At 48.1% G+C, this 22,217-nt stretch carries 15 protein-coding genes; 13 read left to right on the top strand and 2 right to left on the bottom strand.

Features of this window, described 5'->3' with window-relative positions; translation table 11 throughout:
• Positions 1 to 132: 132 nt before the first annotated feature.
• Together ABEA66_RS22925 and ABEA66_RS22920 are read right to left on the bottom strand one after the other, a co-directional pair.
• The gene (locus ABEA66_RS22925; RefSeq protein ID WP_079908992.1) at positions 133 to 1,134 is read right to left on the bottom strand and encodes an inorganic phosphate transporter; all 1,002 of its coding nucleotides are present in this window, start codon (positions 1,132 to 1,134) and stop codon (positions 133 to 135) included.
• A gap of 27 nt (positions 1,135 to 1,161) precedes the next feature.
• The gene (locus ABEA66_RS22920; protein ID WP_079908993.1) at positions 1,162 to 1,782 is read right to left on the bottom strand and encodes a DUF47 domain-containing protein; all 621 of its coding nucleotides are present in this window, start codon (positions 1,780 to 1,782) and stop codon (positions 1,162 to 1,164) included.
• Between the two features lie 266 nt (positions 1,783 to 2,048).
• On the opposite strand from ABEA66_RS22920, the gene ABEA66_RS22915 reads away from it, so the two are divergent.
• From ABEA66_RS22915 to ABEA66_RS22855, 13 genes are all read left to right on the top strand, one after another.
• Positions 2,049 to 3,347, top strand: a complete 1,299-nt coding sequence (locus ABEA66_RS22915) for an amidohydrolase (protein WP_345591123.1) — start codon at positions 2,049 to 2,051, stop codon at positions 3,345 to 3,347.
• 51 nt (positions 3,348 to 3,398) lie between these two features.
• Positions 3,399 to 3,890, top strand: coding sequence for a cell wall elongation regulator TseB-like domain-containing protein (locus tag ABEA66_RS22910; protein ID WP_079908995.1), 492 nt, complete (start codon positions 3,399 to 3,401; stop codon positions 3,888 to 3,890).
• Positions 3,891 to 4,147: 257 nt separating this feature from the next.
• Positions 4,148 to 4,681, top strand: a complete 534-nt coding sequence (locus ABEA66_RS22905; protein WP_079908996.1) for a hypothetical protein — start codon at positions 4,148 to 4,150, stop codon at positions 4,679 to 4,681.
• Positions 4,674 to 6,176 (top strand): AAA family ATPase, encoded by a 1,503-nt coding sequence (locus tag ABEA66_RS22900; RefSeq protein ID WP_345591119.1) that lies wholly within the window; start codon positions 4,674 to 4,676, stop codon positions 6,174 to 6,176. Before ABEA66_RS22905 ends, ABEA66_RS22900 begins: the two co-directional genes overlap by 8 nt.
• A 266-nt stretch (positions 6,177 to 6,442) precedes the next feature.
• Positions 6,443 to 8,071, top strand: a complete 1,629-nt coding sequence (locus ABEA66_RS22895) for an N-acetylmuramoyl-L-alanine amidase family protein (protein ID WP_345591117.1) — start codon at positions 6,443 to 6,445, stop codon at positions 8,069 to 8,071.
• 13 nt (positions 8,072 to 8,084) lie between these two features.
• The gene (locus ABEA66_RS22890; protein WP_345591115.1) at positions 8,085 to 8,627 is read left to right on the top strand and encodes a GerMN domain-containing protein; all 543 of its coding nucleotides are present in this window, start codon (positions 8,085 to 8,087) and stop codon (positions 8,625 to 8,627) included.
• A 52-nt stretch (positions 8,628 to 8,679) separates the two neighbouring features.
• Complete coding sequence (locus ABEA66_RS22885) at positions 8,680 to 11,415, top strand: S-layer homology domain-containing protein (protein WP_345591113.1); 2,736 nt, start codon at positions 8,680 to 8,682, stop codon at positions 11,413 to 11,415.
• A 221-nt stretch (positions 11,416 to 11,636) separates the two neighbouring features.
• Positions 11,637 to 12,302 carry an endonuclease III gene (gene nth, locus ABEA66_RS22880; protein ID WP_345591111.1) on the top strand — a complete coding sequence of 222 codons (666 nt, stop codon included), beginning with the start codon at positions 11,637 to 11,639 and terminating at the stop codon, positions 12,300 to 12,302.
• 38 nt (positions 12,303 to 12,340) lie between these two features.
• Positions 12,341 to 12,613, top strand: a complete 273-nt coding sequence (locus tag ABEA66_RS22875; protein ID WP_028548615.1) for a hypothetical protein — start codon at positions 12,341 to 12,343, stop codon at positions 12,611 to 12,613.
• A gap of 133 nt (positions 12,614 to 12,746) precedes the next feature.
• Positions 12,747 to 16,418, top strand: coding sequence for a dynamin family protein (locus tag ABEA66_RS22870; RefSeq protein WP_345591106.1), 3,672 nt, complete (start codon positions 12,747 to 12,749; stop codon positions 16,416 to 16,418).
• Positions 16,419 to 16,754: 336 nt separating this feature from the next.
• Entirely contained in the window at positions 16,755 to 18,602 is a 1,848-nt protein-coding gene (locus ABEA66_RS22865) for an ABC transporter ATP-binding protein (RefSeq protein WP_345591104.1), read from the top strand.
• A complete protein-coding gene (locus tag ABEA66_RS22860; RefSeq protein ID WP_345591102.1) occupies positions 18,599 to 20,443 on the top strand; it encodes an ABC transporter ATP-binding protein in 1,845 nt (614 codons plus the stop codon). Before ABEA66_RS22865 ends, ABEA66_RS22860 begins: the two co-directional genes overlap by 4 nt.
• Positions 20,444 to 20,777: 334 nt before the next feature.
• A complete protein-coding gene (locus tag ABEA66_RS22855; RefSeq protein ID WP_345591100.1) occupies positions 20,778 to 22,151 on the top strand; it encodes a peptidoglycan DD-metalloendopeptidase family protein in 1,374 nt (457 codons plus the stop codon).
• Positions 22,152 to 22,217 lie beyond the last annotated feature (66 nt).

Raw genomic sequence — 22,217 nt, 5'->3', positions numbered from 1 at the left:
CCAAGTGGCACTTGAACCTCCATGATAACATGAAGGTTTTTTTGAGTGTCTACTTGAAGGGGATAATACCACAAATCTGTAGGCTTTTTTGCTATTATAGGGAACTTAAAGTATCCGATGTTATTTTATATCTTATGAGGTTAATTGGAAAATGATTTTGAAAATGATGAACGATAGAACCATGCTGATAGGGATTGTAATGACCCAGGTCATAACCATTTTCGTAACGGTGGCCCACTTCACGTCATAGAATCTCATGACTGCGCCAGTCCCGATAATGGATGACGAGATAACATGAGTTGTGGACAATGGCATTCCCATCGCTGTAGATACTTGAATCACGATGGAGGAGTTCAAGTCCGAAGCAAAGCCGTTAATAGGTTCGATCTTGATCAGCTTTTTACTCATGGTTTTAATGATTTTCCAACCGCCGATAGACGTTCCTAGGCCCATTGCCGTAGCTGCACACAATTTAACCCATAGCGGAACATCCAGTGTATCTTGATAGCCTAGAGCCACCATACCGAAGACGATAATCCCCATTGCTTTTTGTGCGTCGTTGCCTCCATGGGAGTACGAAAGCAGTCCGGCGGAGAAAATTTGAAAAATCCGGAAGGTTCGGTTCAGCTTTGATCTGGAGTGATTGCCGCTAAGAAGAATGAGCTGACGGATAATCCACATGATGATAAAGCCCGTAGCAAAAGCAATGATTGGAGAAGCGACCAAGATAATAATAATTTCCTTGAAACCGCTCCAATTGACAGAAGATGCACCTGCACCTGCGATAACGGCACCGGCAAGAGCGCCGATCAACGTATGAGAGGAGGAAGAAGGGATGGCAAAGTACCATGTGATGAGGTTCCAAATAATAGCCGTTAATAATGCCGCGATAACTACTTGTACACCATTATCAATGGTTGCCGGGTTGGCAACCTTACCTCCGACCGTTTTAGCAACTTCTGATGAATAAATAGCTCCTACAAAATTCAAGGTAGCCGCGAAGAATATGGCGAATTTAGGTGACAACGCTTTGGTTGAGATGGAAGTTGCAATCGCGTTGGCCGTATCGTGAAAGCCGTTGATGAAGTCAAATATCAGGGCTAGCGCGACAATGATGATTAAAAGGGTTAACATAATTACCTCCTACCAAGTTCGAACAGCTTACGAATAACGCAATACGACGCTTTCCAAAATATTTGCGACGTCTTCACAGGCATCCGTTGTTTGTTCGAGCCGCTCGTATAGCTCCTTCAATTTGAAATCATGGTAAGGATCTGTCGGGTTCATAAAGATTTCTCTTATTCCCTCGCGCATCAAACGGTCCGCTTCATTCTCAAGACTGTTGATTTGAACAGTATGCTCCGTAATTTGCATATATTTCTTTTTGGACAGCAGTTTGAAGGAGTCCAGGATATGCTGGCAGCTATCGACGAGAACAGCGGAAAATTCTCTCATATAGTTGTCGCTGACGTTAATGTTCATGTAATCAAATCTGGCGATGGATGCCTCAATTCCATCTATTACGTCATCCACCTTGGAAGCAAGCTCCATAATGTCCTCGCGTTCCAAAGGAGTAATGAACACTTTGTTCAACCCTTTGAAGATTTGGTGAGTAATTTGATCGCCCTTATTTTCCAAATCCTTCAACTGAGGATAAAAGGCTGCAGGCGGTTGATCTCCCATGACGGCATTGCGGAATATTTGCGCCGCGTGAAGAGTGTTCTCTGATGCTTTAATCAACAGCAGCAAAAAATCGATGTCGTTCTTCTTGGCAAAAAGCATGAAAGAGCCTCCCTCAAAATTGTATCTTAATGAAAACTTCATATTCTAACGCAAATTATGTAGAAAAAAAGCGATAAAATTCACACAAAAATAAAAATAACACAACATACTAATGCTTTGCAATCATAGTTTATCCAATTGAAGATATGTTCATGAATCTGTTTATATGTTGTCACAACCCTGCGATTTCGCCAGCCCGCTTGATTTATAGAGTTCGAAGTTGTACAGTGAAGATTGATGCTACGGTTCGAAAGGATAAGGTGATCATGAAAAAAACGATTATAACAAACGGAACGTTTCTTACAATGAACCCCGAGAAGCCTGTAATCCAAGGCTGCATGGTTTTGGAAGACAATCTTATTACATATATAGGTGAAGAAGCGCCGCAGCCGCTCGATACATATGATGAGCAAATCAACGGCAAGGACAAGCTGTACATGCCCGGTCTGGTGAATACACATTGTCACGCGGCGATGTCTCTTTTGCGCGGCTATGGCGATGATCTGGCTCTTCAAGTATGGCTTCAGGAAAAAATGTGGCCGATTGAAGGCAAGTTTACCGCTCACGATGTCAAATGGGGGACGCAGCTGTCCATTCTGGAAATGATAAAAGGCGGAACAACGACGTTCGTAGATATGTACGATCATATGAATGAGGTGGCCCAAGCCGTTGAGGAAAGCGGTATGCGCGCCTGCCTAACGCGCGGTGTTATCGGATTATGCCCGCCGGAGGTTCAGGACGCCAAGCTGAAGGAAGCCACTCAGTTCGCCCGTGATTGGCACGGAAAAGCTGGAGGACGCATTACAACTATGATGTCTCCTCACGCCCCTTACACTTGCCCTCCCGATTATATTGAGAAGATTGTGCAAGTCGCCCATGATTTGAATTTGCCGCTGCACACCCATATGTCGGAGACCGCTCGTGAAGTCCAGGATAACGTAGATCAATACGGGGCGAGACCGGTAGCGCATTTGGAGAAGCTCGGTTTGTTCTCCAGACCTGCTCTGGTCGCTCATGCGGTACACTTAACAGACGATGAGATTCAAGTGCTGAAACAACATGATGTTCGGGTATCGCATAATCCGGGAAGCAATCTGAAGCTGGCCAGCGGCATCGCACGAGTGCCTGAGTTATTGAAGCAAGGTGTGAAGGTGTCCCTTGGTACGGACGGAGCCGCAAGCAACAACAATCTGGATATGTTTGAGGAGATGCGTTTGGCTGCTTTGATCCATAAAGCTGTTTCAGGTGATCCTGTAGCTGTTCCTGCAGAAGCGGCAATCCGTATGGGAACCATCGATGGGGCCCAATCCATCTGGCTGGAGGATGTAGGTTCTCTCCAACCGGGGATGAAAGCTGATTTCATCTCCCTGAACCTGAATCAGCCTCACTTCTTCCCTAAAACCAACTACATTTCGCATGTTATTTACTCTGCTTCGGCGAAGGATGTTGCTGATGTGTGGGTAGATGGAAGAATGCTGGTGAAGAACGGGGAATGCCTTACATTGGATGAAGAAAAGGTGCTTTACGAAGCGCAGCGCTGCTTTGAGAGACTTACGAGTCAATAATCGCAACAGTAGTGCAGCATTAGCGGGAAATAGTTGCAGGAGGTTCCCTCTATGAAAATCAAAATAACCATTGCAGCGGTGGCTGTTATTGGACTCATTCTGTTTTTTGGAGGCCGGTTTATTAACGCGGTGCAAGAGGATGAATGGAAAATTCAACGAAATGCAGTGCAAACGGCTTATCAAAAAACTCTACTGACGAAAGCTGTAAAAGTGGAAAGGTTCGTCGGAGAAAAGCCCTATACGGTAATTCGCGGGGAAGATAAAATCGGGCAGCAGCTCATCGTTTGGGTAGGGGAAGATGAAATTTATTCCCAGATGGCAGCAGACGGTGCGTCGGAGGATCAGATCAACTCCACGCTGGAGTCGAAGCATCCCAACGCGGATATCTTAAGAACCATACCCGGAGTGCTTGGCGGTAAGCTTATTTGGGAAGTATTGTATAAGCTGCCGGCAGACGAATCCGGAAGCGAGAAATATTATTACGATTATTATTCATTTAATGATGGAGCCTTTTTGGATACATGGCGTTTGAGTATACAATAACATGGAAGCCGATGCAGTTTCAGGAAACAACTCCGGACTGGCAGAGGCTTCTTTTTTCATTTCATTCAAATATAATTCACGAACCCGCCCAAATAGCACTTTAGTCAGCCCCGGCGACAGGGCTTCGCTTTGTGGTATTCATGTTGGAGAAGGAAAGGGTTCATTACCACACATTACATCAACCATTTTGATATATCATGTGATATACTCAACGTATGCTTTTTGATATATCACATTAGAAAGGGGGACGTCAGCTAATGAAGTTACGTCTCTTACCTATAGTATTGAGTGTTGCTATTTCTGCTACCGTGTTGTTTGGCGGTTGGTTCGCATATCAAAGCTTTGCCATGGAGAATCCTTTGGCAGGTGTCGTAAAATCTACCCCGGGTGTTGAACTGGTAAGTACAAAGATCAATACAGATGATGCCGAAATCGAAGTGAAGCTGCAGCCGGGCACTAGCTTGCGAGAGGTATATGATAATATAGAAAATAAAGGCTCTTCCATTATCGGGAAAAAAGCCTTAAAGCTTAAAGTAGTCAATGAATCGTCGCAGCAGCTGGATCAATGGTGGTCGTCCGCTCTTTTTGATGTTGCCCAAGCTATGGAAACGAAGCACTATGCTGAAATTCCGACTACACTACAATCCCGTGTCGCGGGTTCTTCGAATTTGAAAATTTCTACGGAAATGAACGATAAATTCGTGTTTGTTACCATGACGGACGGAGACAAAAGTAAATTCGTAATGCTTCCTCGCACACCGGAGAAGATGGGGGTGTGGCCGAATGAGTAAGATTTATAAGGAGATCTTTATTGGGGTTATTCCCGTTGTCATTATTTTTCTCTTCTTTATCGGCGTCAATGCGTTACCGTTGGTGTTTCTTGCAGTTATTTTAGGAACCATCTTCTATATGAACCAGATGCGCAGTGCCAGCGCAGGCTTTGGCGGCCAGGGCAAATCGCGCAGACAGCAAGCCCCGAGCTACTTGACCTTTGATGATATAGGAGGCCAGCAGCGGGCCAAGACCGAGCTCAAGGAGGCGCTGGATTTCCTGATCAAGCATGAAGAAATACGCAAGCTAGGGATCCGTCCGCTTAAAGGGATATTGCTTGAAGGTCCTCCCGGAACGGGGAAAACCTTGCTCGCCAAAGCAGCTGCTCATTATACGAATTCGGTATTTATGGCAGCCGCAGGCAGTGAGTTTGTGGAAATGTATGTCGGTGTCGGCGCAAGCCGGATCCGCGATTTGTTCAAGGATGCACGTAATCGAGCTGTGAAGGAAAACAAAGACAGCGCCATCGTGTTTATTGACGAGATCGATGTTATCGGCGGTAAAAGAGACGGCGGGCAGCATAGAGAATATGATCAGACCCTAAACCAGCTCTTGACGGAGATGGATGGGATTCATACGACGGAAAGCCCGCGAATTCTAATTATGGCGGCAACCAACCGCAAGGAGATGCTGGATAGCGCCTTGCTGCGTCCAGGCCGTTTCGACCGTCATATTGAAGTGGATTTACCGGATAAGAAAGGCCGTCTGCATATTTTGAACATTCACAGCAAAAATAAACCTTTGGCACCGGAAGTGAATCTGGAGCATGTTGCCGAAGAGACTTTCCAATTTTCCGGAGCCCAGCTTGAAAGTGTTATGAACGAAGCTGCAATTTACGCTATGCGTGAAGAGTCGGAGTTTATCCAACAAAGCCATTTGTCCCAAGCAGTGGATAAGGTCATGATCGGGGAAAAAACGGACCGCGAGTCTACGAAAGAAGAACGCGACCGGGTTGCCCTCCATGAATTGGGGCATGCTATCGCAGCGGAAGTCGTACGCCCGGGCTCGGTATCTCAGGTGGCGTTAAGCCCTCGGGGAAAAGCACTTGGTTACGTACGTCATAATCCACAGCAGGATCAATATTTGTATACCAAGGAACAGCTGGAAGAGCAAATCATCATCGCCTTGGGCGGAGCTGTAGCGGAGGAAATGTTCTACGGCGGACGTTCCACAGGGTCGCGCAACGACTTCGAACAGGCGCTGCATCTGGTACGGACCATGATGGATTCCGGCCTGACCAATCTTGGTATTATCGATCGCCAAATGGTAACGAAGGAAGAGCTGATGAAGGAAAACACAGCTATTCTTGAGCAGCTGACCGTGAGAACGCGTGAGCTTCTGGAGCAGCATCGCATTGTTTTTGAACAATCGCTGTATATCCTGGTCAAGGAAGAGGTATTATCGGGAGACCAATTCCGCGAACTTCTGGAGCATTCCAAACTGCAGACTGCATAAACGATGAAAGCAAGAGCTTGAAGCACAGGCGTAAGCCGGGCAGCTTCGGGCTTTTTTTATTTTATAAACGGGATTGTTTTACATCGTTTTCCATAAAGGTTCATTGTTGGCAAGAAATGCGGAGGATTAAGGGGAAATCTATCGATTCTCGCAACTTTTTCCCCTTTTTTAAGTCTATAATTATGGTAAGTTTCGCCATAATGAGATCATTTATGTCATAATAGAATCTATCGTTACAAAAAATTTATTTACATAAACTGAGGTGTATGATGAGAGTAATAACTACGTTGATGTCTTTTTTGCTGGTCTCTCTGCTTGTTTTTCCGATGATGGCATTTGCCGCCGTACCCAAGATCCAGCTGTACCTGAACGGTAAGCAGCTCGCGGCGGAAGTAGCTCCCCAAATCGTGAAGGATAATACGATCGTCCCTGTTCGGATTATCGCGGAATCTACAGGAGCCAAAGTCCAGTGGGACGGAAAGAACCGCAAAGTCACCGTAGATAAGTCAGGCACCAATATCCAACTGTTTATAGATAAGCAGGATGCTTTGGTGAACAACAAGAGCTTTAAACTTGAAACCGCACCCATGATCATTGACGGCAACACGATGCTGCCTCTTCGTTTTGTCAGTGAGCAGTTGGGGGTTAAGGTCACATGGGATGAACTGACGCGCTCGGTATTTTTATTTCAGACCGATGAGGACGTGAAGGAGGTTGTTTCATCCCCTGTAGAGGGTGGAGAAACTAAGTCGGATTCAGGCGCAGTGGCTGCACCGGGCGATAGCTCCAAGCAGCCGATCGTAAACGGCAAGCCTTCGAATGAACCGGGGGATAAACCGGCCGCCAAACCTGGCGATAAAGCCAGCGAGGGGGATGCATCGAAAGATAAGCCATCGGATAAGGACAAGAACATCGGGGCTTCTACCGGCAAAGAAACAGCCGCTTCTTCGGATAAAACCGGCTCATCTGGTTCCCAGGAAACCGGTCAGGCTAAGCCAGGAGAAAAAGCCAAGGAGCCTGTGACAACCGTTCGCTCCATTACGCTTCAAGGAGACCAGTTCGTCGTCAAAACAAGCGGGGCGGAGAGCCAGCCTAACGTAACCAGAATGTCTAATCCGAACCAGATTGTTATCGATATCCCGTACAGCCAATTGGATCCATCCCTGAAGCTGAACGAAAAAGGCGAGGGTACCATCAAAGGGAATGAAAATAATGTCTCGCAGGTACGATATTTGCTATTTTCAAAAGAATCGTCTATCGTTAGAATAATAATAGATTTATCTAAAAAAGTAGATTTCAAGCTGTCTTCTGCCAAAACACCGAATCAGCTGACATGGACATTGTCACAGGCCAAGGAGAAGTACAAGGTGGTCATAGACCCTGGACATGGAGGAAAGGATACGGGAGCAGTCTCCGTCGCGAAACGCCATGAGAAGGATTTCGTATTATCTCTTAGCAAGAAAGTGAACAAGTTATTGGAGAAGGAATCCAAGATTGAGCCCGTTATGACACGCGAGGACGACACGTTCGTGGAGCTGGCGGACCGGGTCTCATTTGCCAATGAGATGAAGGCGGATCTATTCGTTGCGATTCATGCCAATTCTGCGGGAAAAGAATCTGTTGCAGGTACAGAAACCTATTATTATACCGAGCAAAGCTTGCCTTTTGCCAAAATCATGCATGAGCAATTGCTGAAATCTACGCAATTTCCCGACCGCAAGGTGAAGCAGAACAATTTCTATGTTGTGAAGAACACGACCATGCCTTCACTTCTGCTGGAAATTGGCTTTTTGACCAACCGTTCGGAAGAAGCAGCTATGTTCCAAGAGGAATTTCAGGATCAGGTTGCCGCGTCTATCGTTGCTGCTATCAAACAGCAGTTGAATATCGACTAAGGAGAGGATAGCGATGCAGAGACGGTACCTACACGGCGCCCTAGTCGGTTTATCGTTAGTAGTTTTATTGTCCGCCTGCGGTCAAGCCAAGCCATCCCCGAATGCTTCCGGCGATTCCAAGGCCGGCACGGCTGCCGTACAGTCACCGGCTCCGGGAGCCGAGACGAAGCAGACAAAGATTAAAGTCTATTTCGGTGATGAAAACGGCGAGCAGCTGGTAGAGCAAGAGAGCACCATTTCGTATAAAGACAATAACGAGAAATATGTTTCTGCTCTAAAAGCTTTGACCACAAGTCCCGACAGCAAAAGGATTGCGTTGTTGAAGGGCTTTACGTTCCATACGGTTTCGTTGAAGGACCAGACGTTAACCGTAGATTTGTCTATGGCGCCGGAATCCAGATTAGGTGCAGGCGGAGAAGATTTGGTGCTGCAGGCTTTGAAAAAAACGATATTTCAATTTTCAGAGATTCAAAATCTGGATATATTGCTCGACGGCAAAGCCGTTGATAGTTTAATGGGACATATGGAGCTTCCGCATCCGATGAAGCGCGGTTAACCGCGCTTTTTTCGGGGGCTTCGCACATCAGTTAACCGAGAGGAGCAAACACATGAGCAACAAGCAAAAGCATACGAAAAAAGTAGCCGCAGGATTAATAGCCTTATCTGTACTTGCCAGCAGTCCTGTATACGCTGCGGAACCAGTCAAGTCGAACAGTACGGTTACAACTACGGCGAGCTCGGCATTCACGGATGTCAGCAACGATCACTGGGCGATCAAGCATATAACGAAATTGGCCGCATTAGGAATCATTCAAGGTGTGGATAAAGGCAAATTCAGCCCGGACACCCAAGTCTCCCAGCAAGACGTTGTCATTATGGCAATTCGCATGATGGGTCTTGAGGATGAGGCGTTGAAGAATAAAACCGAGACTATCCTGCCTGTCACTCTTGATCAAAGCTACGCCAAGCCATACATAGCCTATGCATTCGATAAAGAGCTTCTCGACGTGAAAGAGGAAACGGAGGCATCCGGATCCAATTCCAAGACGGCATGGGGTTCCCGTCCCGCGACACGCGAGTGGGTAGCCAAGCTTGTTATACGCGCCATCAACAAGCAGGACCTGGCAAAACAAAAAAATGCGGACCCATCCATATTCAGTGACTCGAAGGATATGTCTTCCTGGGCAGTCGGTTATATCAACGCGGCGGTAAGCCTGGGTATTGTCAATGGAGTAGACGACAATAACTTCCAGCCGAAAGGCAATGTAACCCGAGCCCAAATGGCAACCTTCCTGAGCAGAGCGGATAAAGAGCTGACGACTCGCTCCGACCGCGTCGTGATCGGTTATATGATGAGCTTGAAGGATCGCAAGATGACGATTCTTGATAAGAAGGGCAAGACGACGGAATATACGGTTTCTACCGACACGGCTTTCTATAATGCCAAGGACGATAGCCGAATCCCGTCAACGCAATTGAAAGAAACGAATGAAGTGTACGTCATTCAATCCCAAGGGAATGCGGCCTATGTAGAGCTCACGAATGATGCGGAACAAATGGAATCTTACGAGGGAACGCTGGATCAGCTATACATTCCTAAGATGATGGTTTCCATCGCCCAGGGCAGTAACAAGGACCTGAAGGAGCTGGAGCAGAATGTCACGGTTACCGATAAAGACGGGGGCGGTCTAAGCCTGAGCTCTATTCCTATCGGAAGTATTGTCGAGCTGAAACGCAATCTTCTTATTCCTAATGCCAAATATTCCAAAATCATTGTTAAGCAGGTTCCGATCAGCAAAAATGCATCCGGCTCTATCGTAAGCATTGACAAAAACGCCAGCACCATTACGTTCATGGAACAAACGACCGGGCAAAACGAAACCTTCCCCTTCAGCGTAAAACTGGCAATTACTCTAGCAGGCGGAGCATCCGGGGATTTGTCCAAGGTTCGTGTCGGAGATGTTGTTTCCTATGAGATTAAAAATAATGAAATCGTTGGTTTAAAGGTCAACCAGCAGGCTGACGTTGGAAGCTCTGTCGAAGGTACTATGACCAGCGTAAGCGACGATAAAAAAATACTGACGATTAATAAGCAGGACAATTCGCTAGGCGCTTACTATATCGCGGATAATGCCATCGTATCCATCGACGGACTAGGCAGTGCAGGTCTCTTTGATCTTGAAGTAGGGGATACGCTTAAGCTCGATCTGGTGAATGATAAGGTCGTGAAAGTTTCGGTGACAAGCCGATCCATCAAGCAGCTGGCCTTCGCCAAAATTGTCAACTACGATGCGGAGACAAAGCTCTTGACTGTTACCGATGACAATGGTACTCCTTATGCTTATAGAATGACCGATCAAACGGGAATCAGTTATTGGGATGCTCCGATGAACCTGGCTGATTTCACGGATAAGTTCGTTAAGACCAAGGGTACGAAGGTGGATCTCAAGGTATCCAAGGATAAGATTGTGAGCATTAAATATGCCATGAACGCGGAAGGCACCGTGACCCAAATCAATTCGGAGGCTAACCAAATTACTTTGCGTGCTCCGGGAGGCCAAAATGTAACCTTCGGCTTGATGAATGCTATTGGAGTTGAATCTCTAGCCAAGCCGGGAGCGACAATAAAGGATTTGAAGGTTGGCGACAATGTCGTCGGCACTTTGAACCGGGATCAAGATCTCATTACACTCATCCAAGTGAAGAAAACGGCTGTATATAAAACGCTGATCAGCAATAAGACAGAAAGACAATTAAGCGTGAAAGACGAGAGCGGCGGACTGCTTGTATTCACAGTTGATAATAATGATAAAATCGTCAATCCGGGGAAAGCCACCCATAGCTTTGAGGATATTCTTATCGATGAATACATCAAAGTAGCCTATACGGGCAAAAAGCTGGAAAGCGTAGAAATGCTGAATACCGTTCGCGGTAAAGTAACCGGCGTAGATGCTGGTTCGGGAACGATTACCGTACAAGATTATTACAGTGGTGTTCAGGTCTTGCCAGTCGGTAAAAAGTTCGTCATTAATCAAAACGGAACGGCTTCGGCAGATTTGAACTCGATTAAAGTTAATGATCGGGTGGAGATCATTAAAGATGCCAACGATCAGCTGATTATCTCGAAAGCTACAGCTTCAAAACGTAAGGTAGCATCCTACGATTCGGTTCTGAACCTGATGCAGCTGAAGCCGGGCGGCTCCAACGAGAAGACAAACTACAATTTTTATGCAAAGGCCTATCTGCATCAAGGTACCACTACAGTTGCTCCGGGTTCATTTGCTGAAAATGATGAAGTAACGATTTATGTGCTGGATGATAAAATTTACGAAATGGAAAAATAAGGTTACCTATTGCTGAAACAAAGGAACTTAGCTTAAGAGAGCACCGTCAAAGGGGAGAAGCCTTTAATGATCTCCCCTTTGACGGCTTTTTCTGTTTTCCTGACTAATTTTTTTGTAAATTTTCTAGAAATGTTCGCATTTTGTCGGATGAAGTCATTGATTCCTTTCTCATGTTTCGGTAAACTGAATTTTATACTACTAGAAAGAGGTAGCTTGTAACTATGAACAAAAAGCAGGTTCGCAGCATTCTAGATACGATCGCCGAGATGTTTCCGGATGCCCATTGCGAGCTTAATCACTCCAATCCATTCGAGCTGACTATCGCCGTACTCTTGTCGGCGCAATGTACGGATGAAACCGTCAATAAAGTGACTGCTGATTTGTTTCAAAAGTACAAGCGGCCCGAGGATTATCTTGCCGTTCCCTTAGAAGAGCTGGAGCAGGATATTCGCAGAATCGGGTTGTTCCGAAATAAGGCGAAAAACATTCAGGCGTTGTGCGCCATTTTATTGGACAAGTACGGCGGTGAAGTGCCTGAGCTGCACGAGCAGCTGGTCGAGCTTCCTGGCGTTGGCCGCAAAACGGCTAATGTGGTTGTATCCAATGCTTTCGGTGTTCCCGCCATTGCAGTTGATACCCATGTCGAACGCGTGTCTAAGCGTCTGGGCATGGCGAATTGGAATGATTCGGTTCTTGAAGTGGAAAAAAAGCTGATGAAGCTGGTTCCGCGTGATGAATGGACATTGACCCATCATAGGCTCATATTTTTCGGAAGATATCACTGCAAGGCACAAAAACCGCAATGCGATAGCTGTCCACTGGCTGATGCATGCCGTGAAGGAAAAAAACGTATGAAATCCGGTAGTCGTAGGAAACCTATACAGTAGCAATCTTTACCACAGCAAACAATAAGGATGGGATTATTATGAAGTGCATATCGGTTTATACAAGCAATTTCGAAGTGTTCTCTGACATCTATGAAGAAATATTGAAAACGCCATTGGCCGAAAATGAAGAGAAGCAAGTGGAAGGCGTAACGGTAATGGAATCCGGAGACGTTCCTGATAACTATTTGGACCGCATGAAAACAAAGCCGGAAGTTGTCGTGATGAAAGTGAAGGATAAAGATATTACGATTTTGCAGCATCGCAATTTGTTTGAAATTTTTATTCCTGTTAACGAAAGTGTGGTACACTAAAAACCGAAGAAATTCGGTTTTTTTTGTTGATTGGGGAATGCCGAACGACGAACCTTATCGCACGGAGCAAAATATGCTGTAAAAAAATAAGGCGATTAAGGACGGTAGACTAAAGAGATACGGGGAGAATGGAATGAGCAATTTGACGGTTGTTGGGGATAAGATGGAGAGCACCATTCGTGCACTGCTTGAGCAGGTAGAGAAAGAGAAGGATGCAGAGAACGGGAAGAAGATCAAACAGCTGCTGCAAAAAGCACAAAGCGGCAGCTTCTATATAGCGTTTTGCGGACATTTCTCGGCGGGCAAATCGAGCTTGATCAATAAGCTTTGCGGACATCAGCTGCTTCCTTCAAGTCCGATTCCTACCAGCGCCAACATTGTGTCCATTACCAATGGGGAATCCGGCGCCAGAGTCGTTCACAGAGCGGCGGATGATGCCGAGCCTAAAGTGCAAACGGTCCCGCTTGCGGATCTCGCCGCATACTGCAAAAATGGCGAGGATATTGAAACGGTTAACCTTCGCTATCCGATTCCGTTCCTTGGGGAGCATGCGGCTTTATTGGACACGCCGGGAATCGATTCGACGGATGATGCGCACCAGCTGGCTACGGAGTCGGCGCTGCATTTGGCTGATGTTGTATTCTACGTGATGGATTATAACCACGTCCAATCGGAGATTAACTTCGCCTTCACGAAGAAAATGAAAGAGTGGGGCAAACCGCTTTATTTGCTGATTAACCAAGTAGATAAACACAGGGATCAGGAGCTTTCGTTCGAGACTTATAGAGCGGGAGTCAAGGAAGCTTTTGCGAATTGGCACATTCAGCCGGATGGAATTTTATATACTTCGGTTAAGGTTCCGAACCACCCGCACAGCGAATGGGGGAAGCTGGATTGGCTTCTTGGCAAGCTGATCGAAAGCCATAAGTCCCTATCGGCGCTTAGCCTGGAAAAATCAGCGAAGCATTTGGCTTCGGAGCATGCCCGCAAGATGGCCGAGCGCAATGAGCCGGTCAAGGAGCAGCTGCGTGCTCAATTGGCGGCGGACGAGGAATCCGGGAATGCGCAGCAGCAATGGGCGGATTTGAGCAAGGAGCTGGCTGAAGCGGAGTCGAAGCCGGAAGCGCTACGGACTTCCTTGCGCAAAGAGATTGGGCATATATTGGATAACGCCAATATTACGCCTGCGATTACGCGCGATCTGGCTCACGAATATTTACAGAGCCGCAAGCCCGGATTTAAAGTGGGATTTTTCGCGGGTGCCGCGAAAACGGCAAAGGAAATAGAGCGCAGATTGCACTCGTTCCACAGTGATTTCTCCAATCAGATCGCTACGCAGATAGAGCGCCATTTGCAGCAGACCATATCCAAGGCGGCAGATGCAACAGCGTTGCTGCATGCAGATCAGGTGAGAGAAACCGTTGAGCGTCTGCACGTGGAGATCGAACCGCGATGGCTTGCAGAGCAGGTGAACGAGTCGGCCGGCTTCGGCGGTGACTATACTTTAAATTATTCAAAGCAGATCTCATCCGAGGTGAAGCTTCTATACCGTAAGTGCGCGTTTGATCTGGTAGATGAGCTGTCGGAGGATATGGCAGCGGCTCTGAAGCCGAGGGTCGTGAGCTTGCAGGAACAGCTCGACGTGCTTGAGGGGCGCCTGGGCAGCCTGCGCGAGCTTGAGCGGCTTGCAGCAGCGGAGGAGGCTTACGCAGCCCAGCTGCAGGCGCCTCTGGCCGCGCTGCATGCCTCCGCGCCGCAGCTGCCGGACCCGGCGGCTGCTGTCGCCGCAGGCGCCCCTGCAGCGCCGCAGGCCGCCAGCGATGCCGGTGCTGCTGCGAGCGATGCGCTCGCGGCGGTGGCCGCCGCGGCGAACCGCAACGCGCGCACCGGCGCTGCTCCGCTCGCGCAGGGCGGGCATCGCGCCCGCTTGCGCGAGGCTGCGGCTAAGCTCGCGGACGGAGCGCGCGAGCTTGCGGGCCTCTCGCAGCTGCAGAGCATCTGCCGCTCCTTGCAGGAGAAGGCGGAGCGGCTTGAGAACAACCGCTTCACGATCGCGCTGTTCGGCGCGTTCAGCGCGGGCAAATCCTCGTTCGCCAACGCGCTGATCGGCGAGCGAATTTTGCCGGTGTCTCCAAATCCGACCACCGCGGCTATTAACAAAATCATGCCGCCGGAGCCAGAAAACGGCTGGCCGCACGGAACGGCCAAAGTCAAGATGAAATCGATGGAGCGTCTGACGGACGATGTCCGGTATTCTCTGGAAGTACTCGGCATACCGACCACCGATTTTCAGGACGCGTTAAAAGCGATTCATCGTTTATCGGCGGATCAGGTATCAGCCAAGGGCAAGCCTCACTATACGTTCTTGAAGGCCGTAGAACGGGGCTGGTCGGCGGTAGAGCAGGACATTGGCGGCGAGCTGAAGGTAGATGCCGAGCAATTCGGCCATTATGCCGCAGATGAATCCAAATCGTGCTTTGTCGATTTGATTGAGCTGTATTATTCCAATCCTTTGACCGATCAGGGGATTGTTCTGGTGGATACGCCTGGGGCGGATTCCATCAATGCGCGCCATACGGGCGTTGCCTTTAACTATATCAAGAACGCGGATGCCATTCTGTTCGTGACTTATTATAATCATGCATTCTCGCATGCGGATAAGGAATTTTTGCTCCAGCTGGGCCGGGTAAAAGATAGCTTTGAGCTGGATAAGATGTTCTTTATCGTCAACGCGGCTGATCTTGCATCGTCGGCCGAGGAGCTGGAAGGCGTGGTTGCTCATGTGGAGAGCAATTTGCAGCAGCACGGAATTCGACATCCGCGAATTTATCCTTTATCAAGCTATTACGCTTTGGAAGGCAAGCTGCAGCGGAGCGACGAAACCATTCAAGCCTCCGGCATCGCAGCGTTCGAGACGGACTTTGTCCGTTTCTCGCTCGAAGAGCTTACAGAGATTGCGATCCGATCCGGCCATGGTGATCTGAACCGGGCTGCCGATGTGTTAAAGCAGTGGATCGTCAGTGCCCAATCCGACGAATCCGAGCGGCAGAGCAAGGCCCGCGCCATTCGTCAAGCGTTGAATGAAGCTGTGCAGCTCCTGCAAGGAATCTCGACAGAGCCGGAGGAACGGGAGCTTCGCAAGGAAATTGAGGAGCTGCTCTACTACGTGAAGCAGCGTGAAGTGTTCCGGTTCGGAGAGCTGTTTAATCTGGCCTTCAATCCTTCCGTCTTTGCCGAAGAAGGCAAGGATGTGAAGAGTCTGATTCAAGCGGCATGGGACGATCTGCGGCGCATGATTTCCTTTGACCTGTCCCAGGAAATTCTCGCTACGACCTTGCGGGTTGAGAATTCGATCAACAAAACCGCCAAGAAGCGGAGAGAACAGTGGATGCAGTCCTTCGGAGCGGATCTTGCGGATTTCCAACCGTCGGCTTATGAGCCGCATGCCTTCACGCCGCTGGAAGAAACCGAGCCATTTGGCGCGCAAGAAGCGATTACGGTGAAGTGGCTGTCTGGCTTCTATAAGAATGCGAAGCATTTCTTCGAGGGAGACGGCAAACAGAAGTTACGTACCGAGCTTGAAGCCAGGTTGAATGATCCGTTAACGGGCTATGTGCAGCGGCAATCGGATCGGCTGGAGCTTTTCTATCAGGAGCAGCTTAGGGCTTGGTATAAGGATATGTCTGCTCAGCTGCAGCAGGAGCTGACAGAGTATGCTGAAGGCCAATTGGCCGCTTTGGAGATGCAAATCGATATCGGCGAGCTGCATCAGAAGCTGGGAAGCCTGCAGCAAATACTCGGGTAAAAAACGGTTATAATGAAACATTATCTTTTTTCAAAGCGGTGGAAGAAATCGGTTGTCCAAGTCAGGACAGCCGATTTTGCCTGTTTTGTTGAAAGGGTTTTCATTTGGCGAGATATGCCAATAATCCTATGATATAAGTGGATTGTTCTGGCATTTTGTGAGGAAATGCGTTATTTTCTCCCGTTAAGGAGATTTATGACAGCATTGGATGTTGCTGTACCCCAGGGATGATGATAATATTCAAAAAAGCGAACGCTTTCGAACGCAGAAACTAGCTGCCTCGAAAGCAATTTTTGCTTAAAGCGGCCTTTAGTGCTGCTAATGGAGGGGGACACCATGGAAGTCTTTAGGCAGTTAAAGGAGTTTTACTGGTCAGAGAAGAAGTATCTGTTCGCATCGATCTTCTCATTAATGACCGCAACGGCGCTTGGTTTGGTCTATCCGAATCTGCTTCGTTACTTGATTGACGATGTGATTGCGAAGAAAAATTTTTCCGTGGTGCCGTACTTGTCTTTGCTGGTTGTCGGGGTCGTAAGCTGTAAGGCGCTGTTTCAATTTCTTCACGGAATGAGCAGCGGGAAATTAGGGAACAAGACCGCATTTAATCTAAGGAATGCGCTGTACAAGAAGCTGCAGTATTTGTCGTTTCAGTACTACGACAAAGCCCGGACAGGGGATTTGATGTCTCGTCTGACGGCGGATTTGCAAGCGGTAAGGGATTTTGTCGGATTCGGCTTCGTGCAAATTTTAAACGTTTTCATGATGTTTACCTTCGGGACGATTATGATGATGACGATCAACTGGAAGCTGACTCTCGTTACGATGATCTTTATGCCGTTTCTTGTTTTTACCGCGATCCGGTTTGAAGGCAAGATTCATCCGGCGTTTCGTTCGATTCGAAAATCGATGAGTTCCATGACAACCTCCGTTCAGGAAAATATTACTGGGGTTCGTACCGTGAAATCGTTTGCCCGCGAGCCGCATGAGATCGACAAGTTCTCGGAGCGAAACGAGGAATACAAGGTTAACAACGTAACGACTTCGGGAATATGGGCAAAGTACTTTCCTTTGATGGAGCTGTTTGCGAATATGAGCGTCGTCGTCCTGTTAGGGATCGGCGGCATGATGGTCATCAACCATTCAATCTCGCTTGGCGAGCTTGTTGCCTGCTTCAGCTTAATTTGGTACATCATTGGTCCCATGTGGGGAATCGGATTCCATATTAATAACTTTACCCAATCCAAGGCGGCTGGGGAGCGGATACTCGAAATCCTGCACCAATACGTCCACGTGAAGGATAAGGACAACGCTATTGCCTTGACTTCGGAACAAGTAAGCGGACATGTGCATTTTGAGAACGTAACGTTCGCTTATACGGATAAACAGCCGGCGCTGCAAAATTTTGAGCTGGACGCTCCTGCCGGTTCTGTTATCGGTCTGCTGGGGGGGACGGGTTCAGGGAAATCAACGGTCATTCAGCTGCTGCTTCGTGCTTATAACGTCAAGGAAGGGCGCATAACGCTGGACGGACGGGATATCCGCGATGTTACCTTGGAAAGCCTGCGTGACCAGATGGCCATCGTGTTCCAAGAGACATTCCTCTTCTCGTCGACGATTCGTAATAACATCGCTTATGGCGTAAAAAATGTATCGATGGATCAAATCATACACGCCGCCAAGCTGGCAAAGGCCCATGATTTCATTATGGAGCTGCCGCTCGGCTACGATACCATTGTCGGTGAACGCGGACTGGGACTTTCCGGCGGGCAGAAGCAGCGGATCGCTATTGCGAGGGCCCTGCTCAAAAATCCAAAAATTTTGATCCTCGATGACGCCACGAGCGCGGTGGATATGGAGACGGAGCATGAGATCCAGCAAGGCTTCCAGGAAGTGATGAAAGGCCGGACGACATTCATCATTGCCCATCGTATCTCTTCGCTGCGTCATGCGGATGAAATCCTCGTACTGGATCAGGGACGTATCGTGCAGAGAGGCACACATGAACAATTAATGCAGCAGGAAGGTCCTTATCTGGACACGTACCATATCCAATTCGCCGATCATCCCGATGAATCGGAAGAACCAATCGCGGCAAACGATACACAAGGACATCCTGAGCCGCAGCAGGCCGCGAATCAGGTGGCAGCAGCAGGACATGTCAAAATGAGGGGGTACGCACAGTGAGCAAGTCTGCAAAATCGGCGACCGCAAAGGCTAACCCGACTGGGCAGGAAGGTCAAAGGTTTGTCTATCAGGACGACGAGCAGTTAGATAAAGAATTCGACTGGGTCCAGGTGAAGCGGCTCAGTCAGTACATAAAGCCCTATTCGAAGCAAATTCTTCCCGTCATCATTACGATGATGATCGTAGGCGCCCTTACCAAGCTGCTAAATCCGCTGCTGATCGCGTACGCGATCGACCATGCGCTGCGTGAAGGAAACACGAAGCTGCTTCTGCTGTGTGTGAGCGGGATGCTGGCGCTGTATCTGATTCAGTGGGCCGCCAACAATTACCGCATTCGTTACACCAACATGATAGGGCAAAAGGTCATCTATGATTTGAGACATGATTTGTTCAGCCATGTACAGAAGCTCTCCTTCAAATTTTTCGATAAATGGCCGGCAGGCTCGATTCTGGTAAGGATTACGAACTATGTCAACTCCCTGCAGGATTTGTTTACAAACGGGGTTGTCAACCTGCTTATTGACTGTGTTCAGCTCATTGGTATTATCGTGATTCTCCTGTTCTATAACATTAAGCTGGGCACCGCGATCATTGTTACCGTTCCGATCATGTTCGTCATCTCGACGAAGCTTCGCGTCCATATCCGCCGTTCCTGGCAGGTTGTGCAGACGAAGCAATCGAGAATCAACGCGCATTTGAACGAATGTATTCAAGGCATCAAGGTAACGCAAGCCTTTACGCAGGAAAAGGAAAATATCGCATTCTTCGATAACATGAATCTTGACAACCATAAATCCTGGAACCGGGCTTCGACCTTAAACCAGTCGTTCAACCCGATTATTGAAGTGACGGGAGCCATCGGCTATTGTATTTTGTTCTGGTTTGGTGCTCATTTGATTCAACAAGGTGAGATTACGGTAGGCTTGCTGGTAGCTTTTGCAACTTATATCGGGCACTTTTGGGAGCCTATCAACCGGCTTGGACAAATGTATTCCCAAATGCTGATTGCGATGGCCTCCTCCGAGCGGATCTTTGAATTCATCGATGAAAAGCCGAATGTGGAAGAAGCGCAAGAGGCTAAAGTACTACCTCGAGTTCAAGGGGATATTGAGCTTAAAAAAGTCGAATTCGAGTATGAGCCGGGCAGACTTGCGCTCAAAGGCATCGATCTCAGCGTTAAAGCAGGCCAATCCATAGCGCTCGTCGGCCATACCGGATCCGGTAAAAGTACGATTATCAACTTGCTCTGCCGTTTTTACGATGTCACTGGAGGGTCTATTACGATAGACGGCCATGATATCAGGGATGTCGCGATTCCCAGCCTGAGATCCCAGGTGGGGATTGTGCTTCAGGATACCTTTATTTTCTCGGGAACGATTAAAGATAATATTCGTTTCGGACGTTTAGACGCGACGGATGAAGAGATCGAATTCGTGGCTAAAGCCGTCCGGGCGCATGATTTTATCGTTAACCTGCCTCAAGGCTACGATACGGAAGTACAGGAGCGCGGCAACGTGCTGTCAATGGGTCAAAGGCAGTTAATTTCCTTTGCCAGGGCGCTGCTCGCAGATCCCCGCGTGCTGATATTGGATGAGGCGACCGCAAGTATCGACACGGAGACCGAGCTGAAAATCCAGGAGGCACTGAAGACGCTGCTGGCCGGTAGAACCTCCTTCATTATCGCGCATCGGTTATCGACAATCCGCAATGCCGATCATATCGTCGTTCTCGATCATGGGAACATTATGGAGCAGGGCAATCATGAGGAATTGATGAAGCAAAAAGGCATCTACTACGGCTTGATTCAAGCGCAGTATCGTTTTCTGCGCGAGGTTGGATAACGAAGAAGGCACCTTACAAGGTGCCTTGAGTCTGTCGAGAAACCTAGTTTTGTGAAAACTTTGCTAAATATGGAGGTGGGGTATTCCTCGGAAGAGTTTACGTCCGCCTTTGAAACCCGTGAAAATACCACTAAATCTGATCCCTTTCACGGGTTTCAACAGCGGCTGGAGGGGCATACCCCACCGTAGTATATTAGCAATAGTTCAAGCCTTATAGGTTTCTCGACAATCTGAAGGCACCCTACAAGGTGGGTGCCTTTTTTGTGCTATTTGACGAGCGTCAGGAATAGGATAGGGAGGTGGACATTTCAAAACCTGATTGCGGGAGGTACATGTGGATTACATAGTAGGCTGGAAGAATAAATGGTTGGTCGTCGGCTTTAGCTTTATGACGGTGCTCATTATATTTTTGTCCTCTGCTTATGTCTATATGCTGAACCATATGGTAACTCGTTATCAAGTTTTTGTGGGAACGGAAAGAATTGGAGCCGTTGATTCGACGGACGTCGTCCGCGACTGGCTGTTCCGGAAGCAGGAGCAGGCCAGGCTCTCGTTTCCCTCCGTGCAGACGGAGCTTCGTATCGGAGATATTCATTATGTCCGGGAACGCGAATACAAGGCGGCATTTGATAATGCGCAGGTATTGGAGAAGCTCGAACAAAGAGCGACCGTTCGGACAAGCGGCGTTCAGATTCTTATCGACGGCAAGCCTCTTGGCGTTTTAAAGGATGAGGAGGCTGTGAACGCGCTGCTGAACCGGTATAAAACTAAATTTGTGTCCCCTGACTCTGCGTCGAATCTCCAATCCGTAGAGTTTGTTCAACAGGTGGAGCTGGCGAAGCTGGAAATCCGGCCCGAAGAAGTCGCGAACAGTGACGAGCTGCTTGCGGCCATCGAAACGGGAGGTGTCCAGCCGATTCAATATACCGTTCAACGCGGGGACTGTGTGTCTTGCATCGCGTATAAGTTCCATATCAGCCAGAAAGTAATCTATGATAACAACCCATTTATCAAAAATTCAGTTATCCATGTCGGAGACGTGCTGAATCTCACGGTTCTTCAGCCTTTGCTTGCCGTAAAAACGGTTGAGCGGCATGTCGAAACGGTCGATGTGCCTTATGATATAGAGTACATAGAGGATAGCACCATGAAAGCCGGAAACCAGGAGACGATGGAGATTGGTGAAAACGGTTTAATGGAGAAAAGCTACCTGATCACCAAAATTAACGGCGAGCTTGTTGGAGAGAGTCTTTCCGGGGAAAAAACGATTCAGCCGGCCAAGAAAGCCGTGGTGAAGAAAGGTACGAAAATCATTCCGGGAGTTGGCACCGGTACGTTCATATGGCCGGTTTATCGTCCCAAGCTGACCAGCGACTATGGTCAAAGGTGGGGCTCGTTTCACCCGGGCACGGATATGGTATCCGAACAGTCGAACATTATGGCGGCAGACTATGGGACCGTGAGCTTTGCCGGATGGAAGACCGGGTATGGCAACTGCATCATCCTCGATCATCAGAACGGATACAGCACGTTATACGGGCATCTAAGCAAAATAGCGGTTACAGAAGGGGAAAACGTGCAAAAAGGTGAAAAAATCGGAATCATGGGAAGTACGGGGAATGCAACGGGGGTCCATCTGCACTTTGAGGTGCGGAAAGGTGACGTACAGCAAAATCCGTTAAAATATCTCGGGAAACTATCTGATTAACGCAGTTGGAATGGAAAAGAAATGTAGGCAACACGTAGTTTGAAGCGGGAAGCCTGGGGTTATAAT

It is taken from the genome of Paenibacillus vulneris (genome assembly GCF_039543185.1).
GTDB classification, from domain to species: domain Bacteria; phylum Bacillota; class Bacilli; order Paenibacillales; family NBRC-103111; genus Paenibacillus_S; species Paenibacillus_S vulneris.
The sequence above is the reverse complement of the archived record's forward strand: the minus strand, read 5'-3'. Positions and strand labels throughout refer to the sequence as shown.

Excerpts from the sequence above, each read along its gene's own strand:
- ABEA66_RS22910 (WP_079908995.1), top strand. The coding sequence starts at position 3,399 with ATGAAAATCAAAATAACCATTGCAGCGGTGGCTGTTATTGGACTCATT.
- ABEA66_RS22865 (WP_345591104.1), top strand. The coding sequence starts at position 16,755 with ATGGAAGTCTTTAGGCAGTTAAAGGAGTTTTACTGGTCAGAGAAGAAG.
- ABEA66_RS22900 (WP_345591119.1), top strand. The coding sequence starts at position 4,674 with ATGAGTAAGATTTATAAGGAGATCTTTATTGGGGTTATTCCCGTTGTC.
- ABEA66_RS22895 (WP_345591117.1), top strand. The coding sequence starts at position 6,443 with ATGATGAGAGTAATAACTACGTTGATGTCTTTTTTGCTGGTCTCTCTG.
- ABEA66_RS22905 (WP_079908996.1), top strand. The coding sequence starts at position 4,148 with ATGAAGTTACGTCTCTTACCTATAGTATTGAGTGTTGCTATTTCTGCT.
- ABEA66_RS22885 (WP_345591113.1), top strand. The coding sequence starts at position 8,680 with ATGAGCAACAAGCAAAAGCATACGAAAAAAGTAGCCGCAGGATTAATA.
- ABEA66_RS22925 (WP_079908992.1), bottom strand. The coding sequence starts at position 1,134 with ATGTTAACCCTTTTAATCATCATTGTCGCGCTAGCCCTGATATTTGAC.
- ABEA66_RS22875 (WP_028548615.1), top strand. The coding sequence starts at position 12,341 with ATGAAGTGCATATCGGTTTATACAAGCAATTTCGAAGTGTTCTCTGAC.
- ABEA66_RS22920 (WP_079908993.1), bottom strand. The coding sequence starts at position 1,782 with ATGCTTTTTGCCAAGAAGAACGACATCGATTTTTTGCTGCTGTTGATT.
- ABEA66_RS22890 (WP_345591115.1), top strand. The coding sequence starts at position 8,085 with ATGCAGAGACGGTACCTACACGGCGCCCTAGTCGGTTTATCGTTAGTA.
- ABEA66_RS22870 (WP_345591106.1), top strand. The coding sequence starts at position 12,747 with ATGAGCAATTTGACGGTTGTTGGGGATAAGATGGAGAGCACCATTCGT.
- nth (WP_345591111.1), top strand. The coding sequence starts at position 11,637 with ATGAACAAAAAGCAGGTTCGCAGCATTCTAGATACGATCGCCGAGATG.
- ABEA66_RS22915 (WP_345591123.1), top strand. The coding sequence starts at position 2,049 with ATGAAAAAAACGATTATAACAAACGGAACGTTTCTTACAATGAACCCC.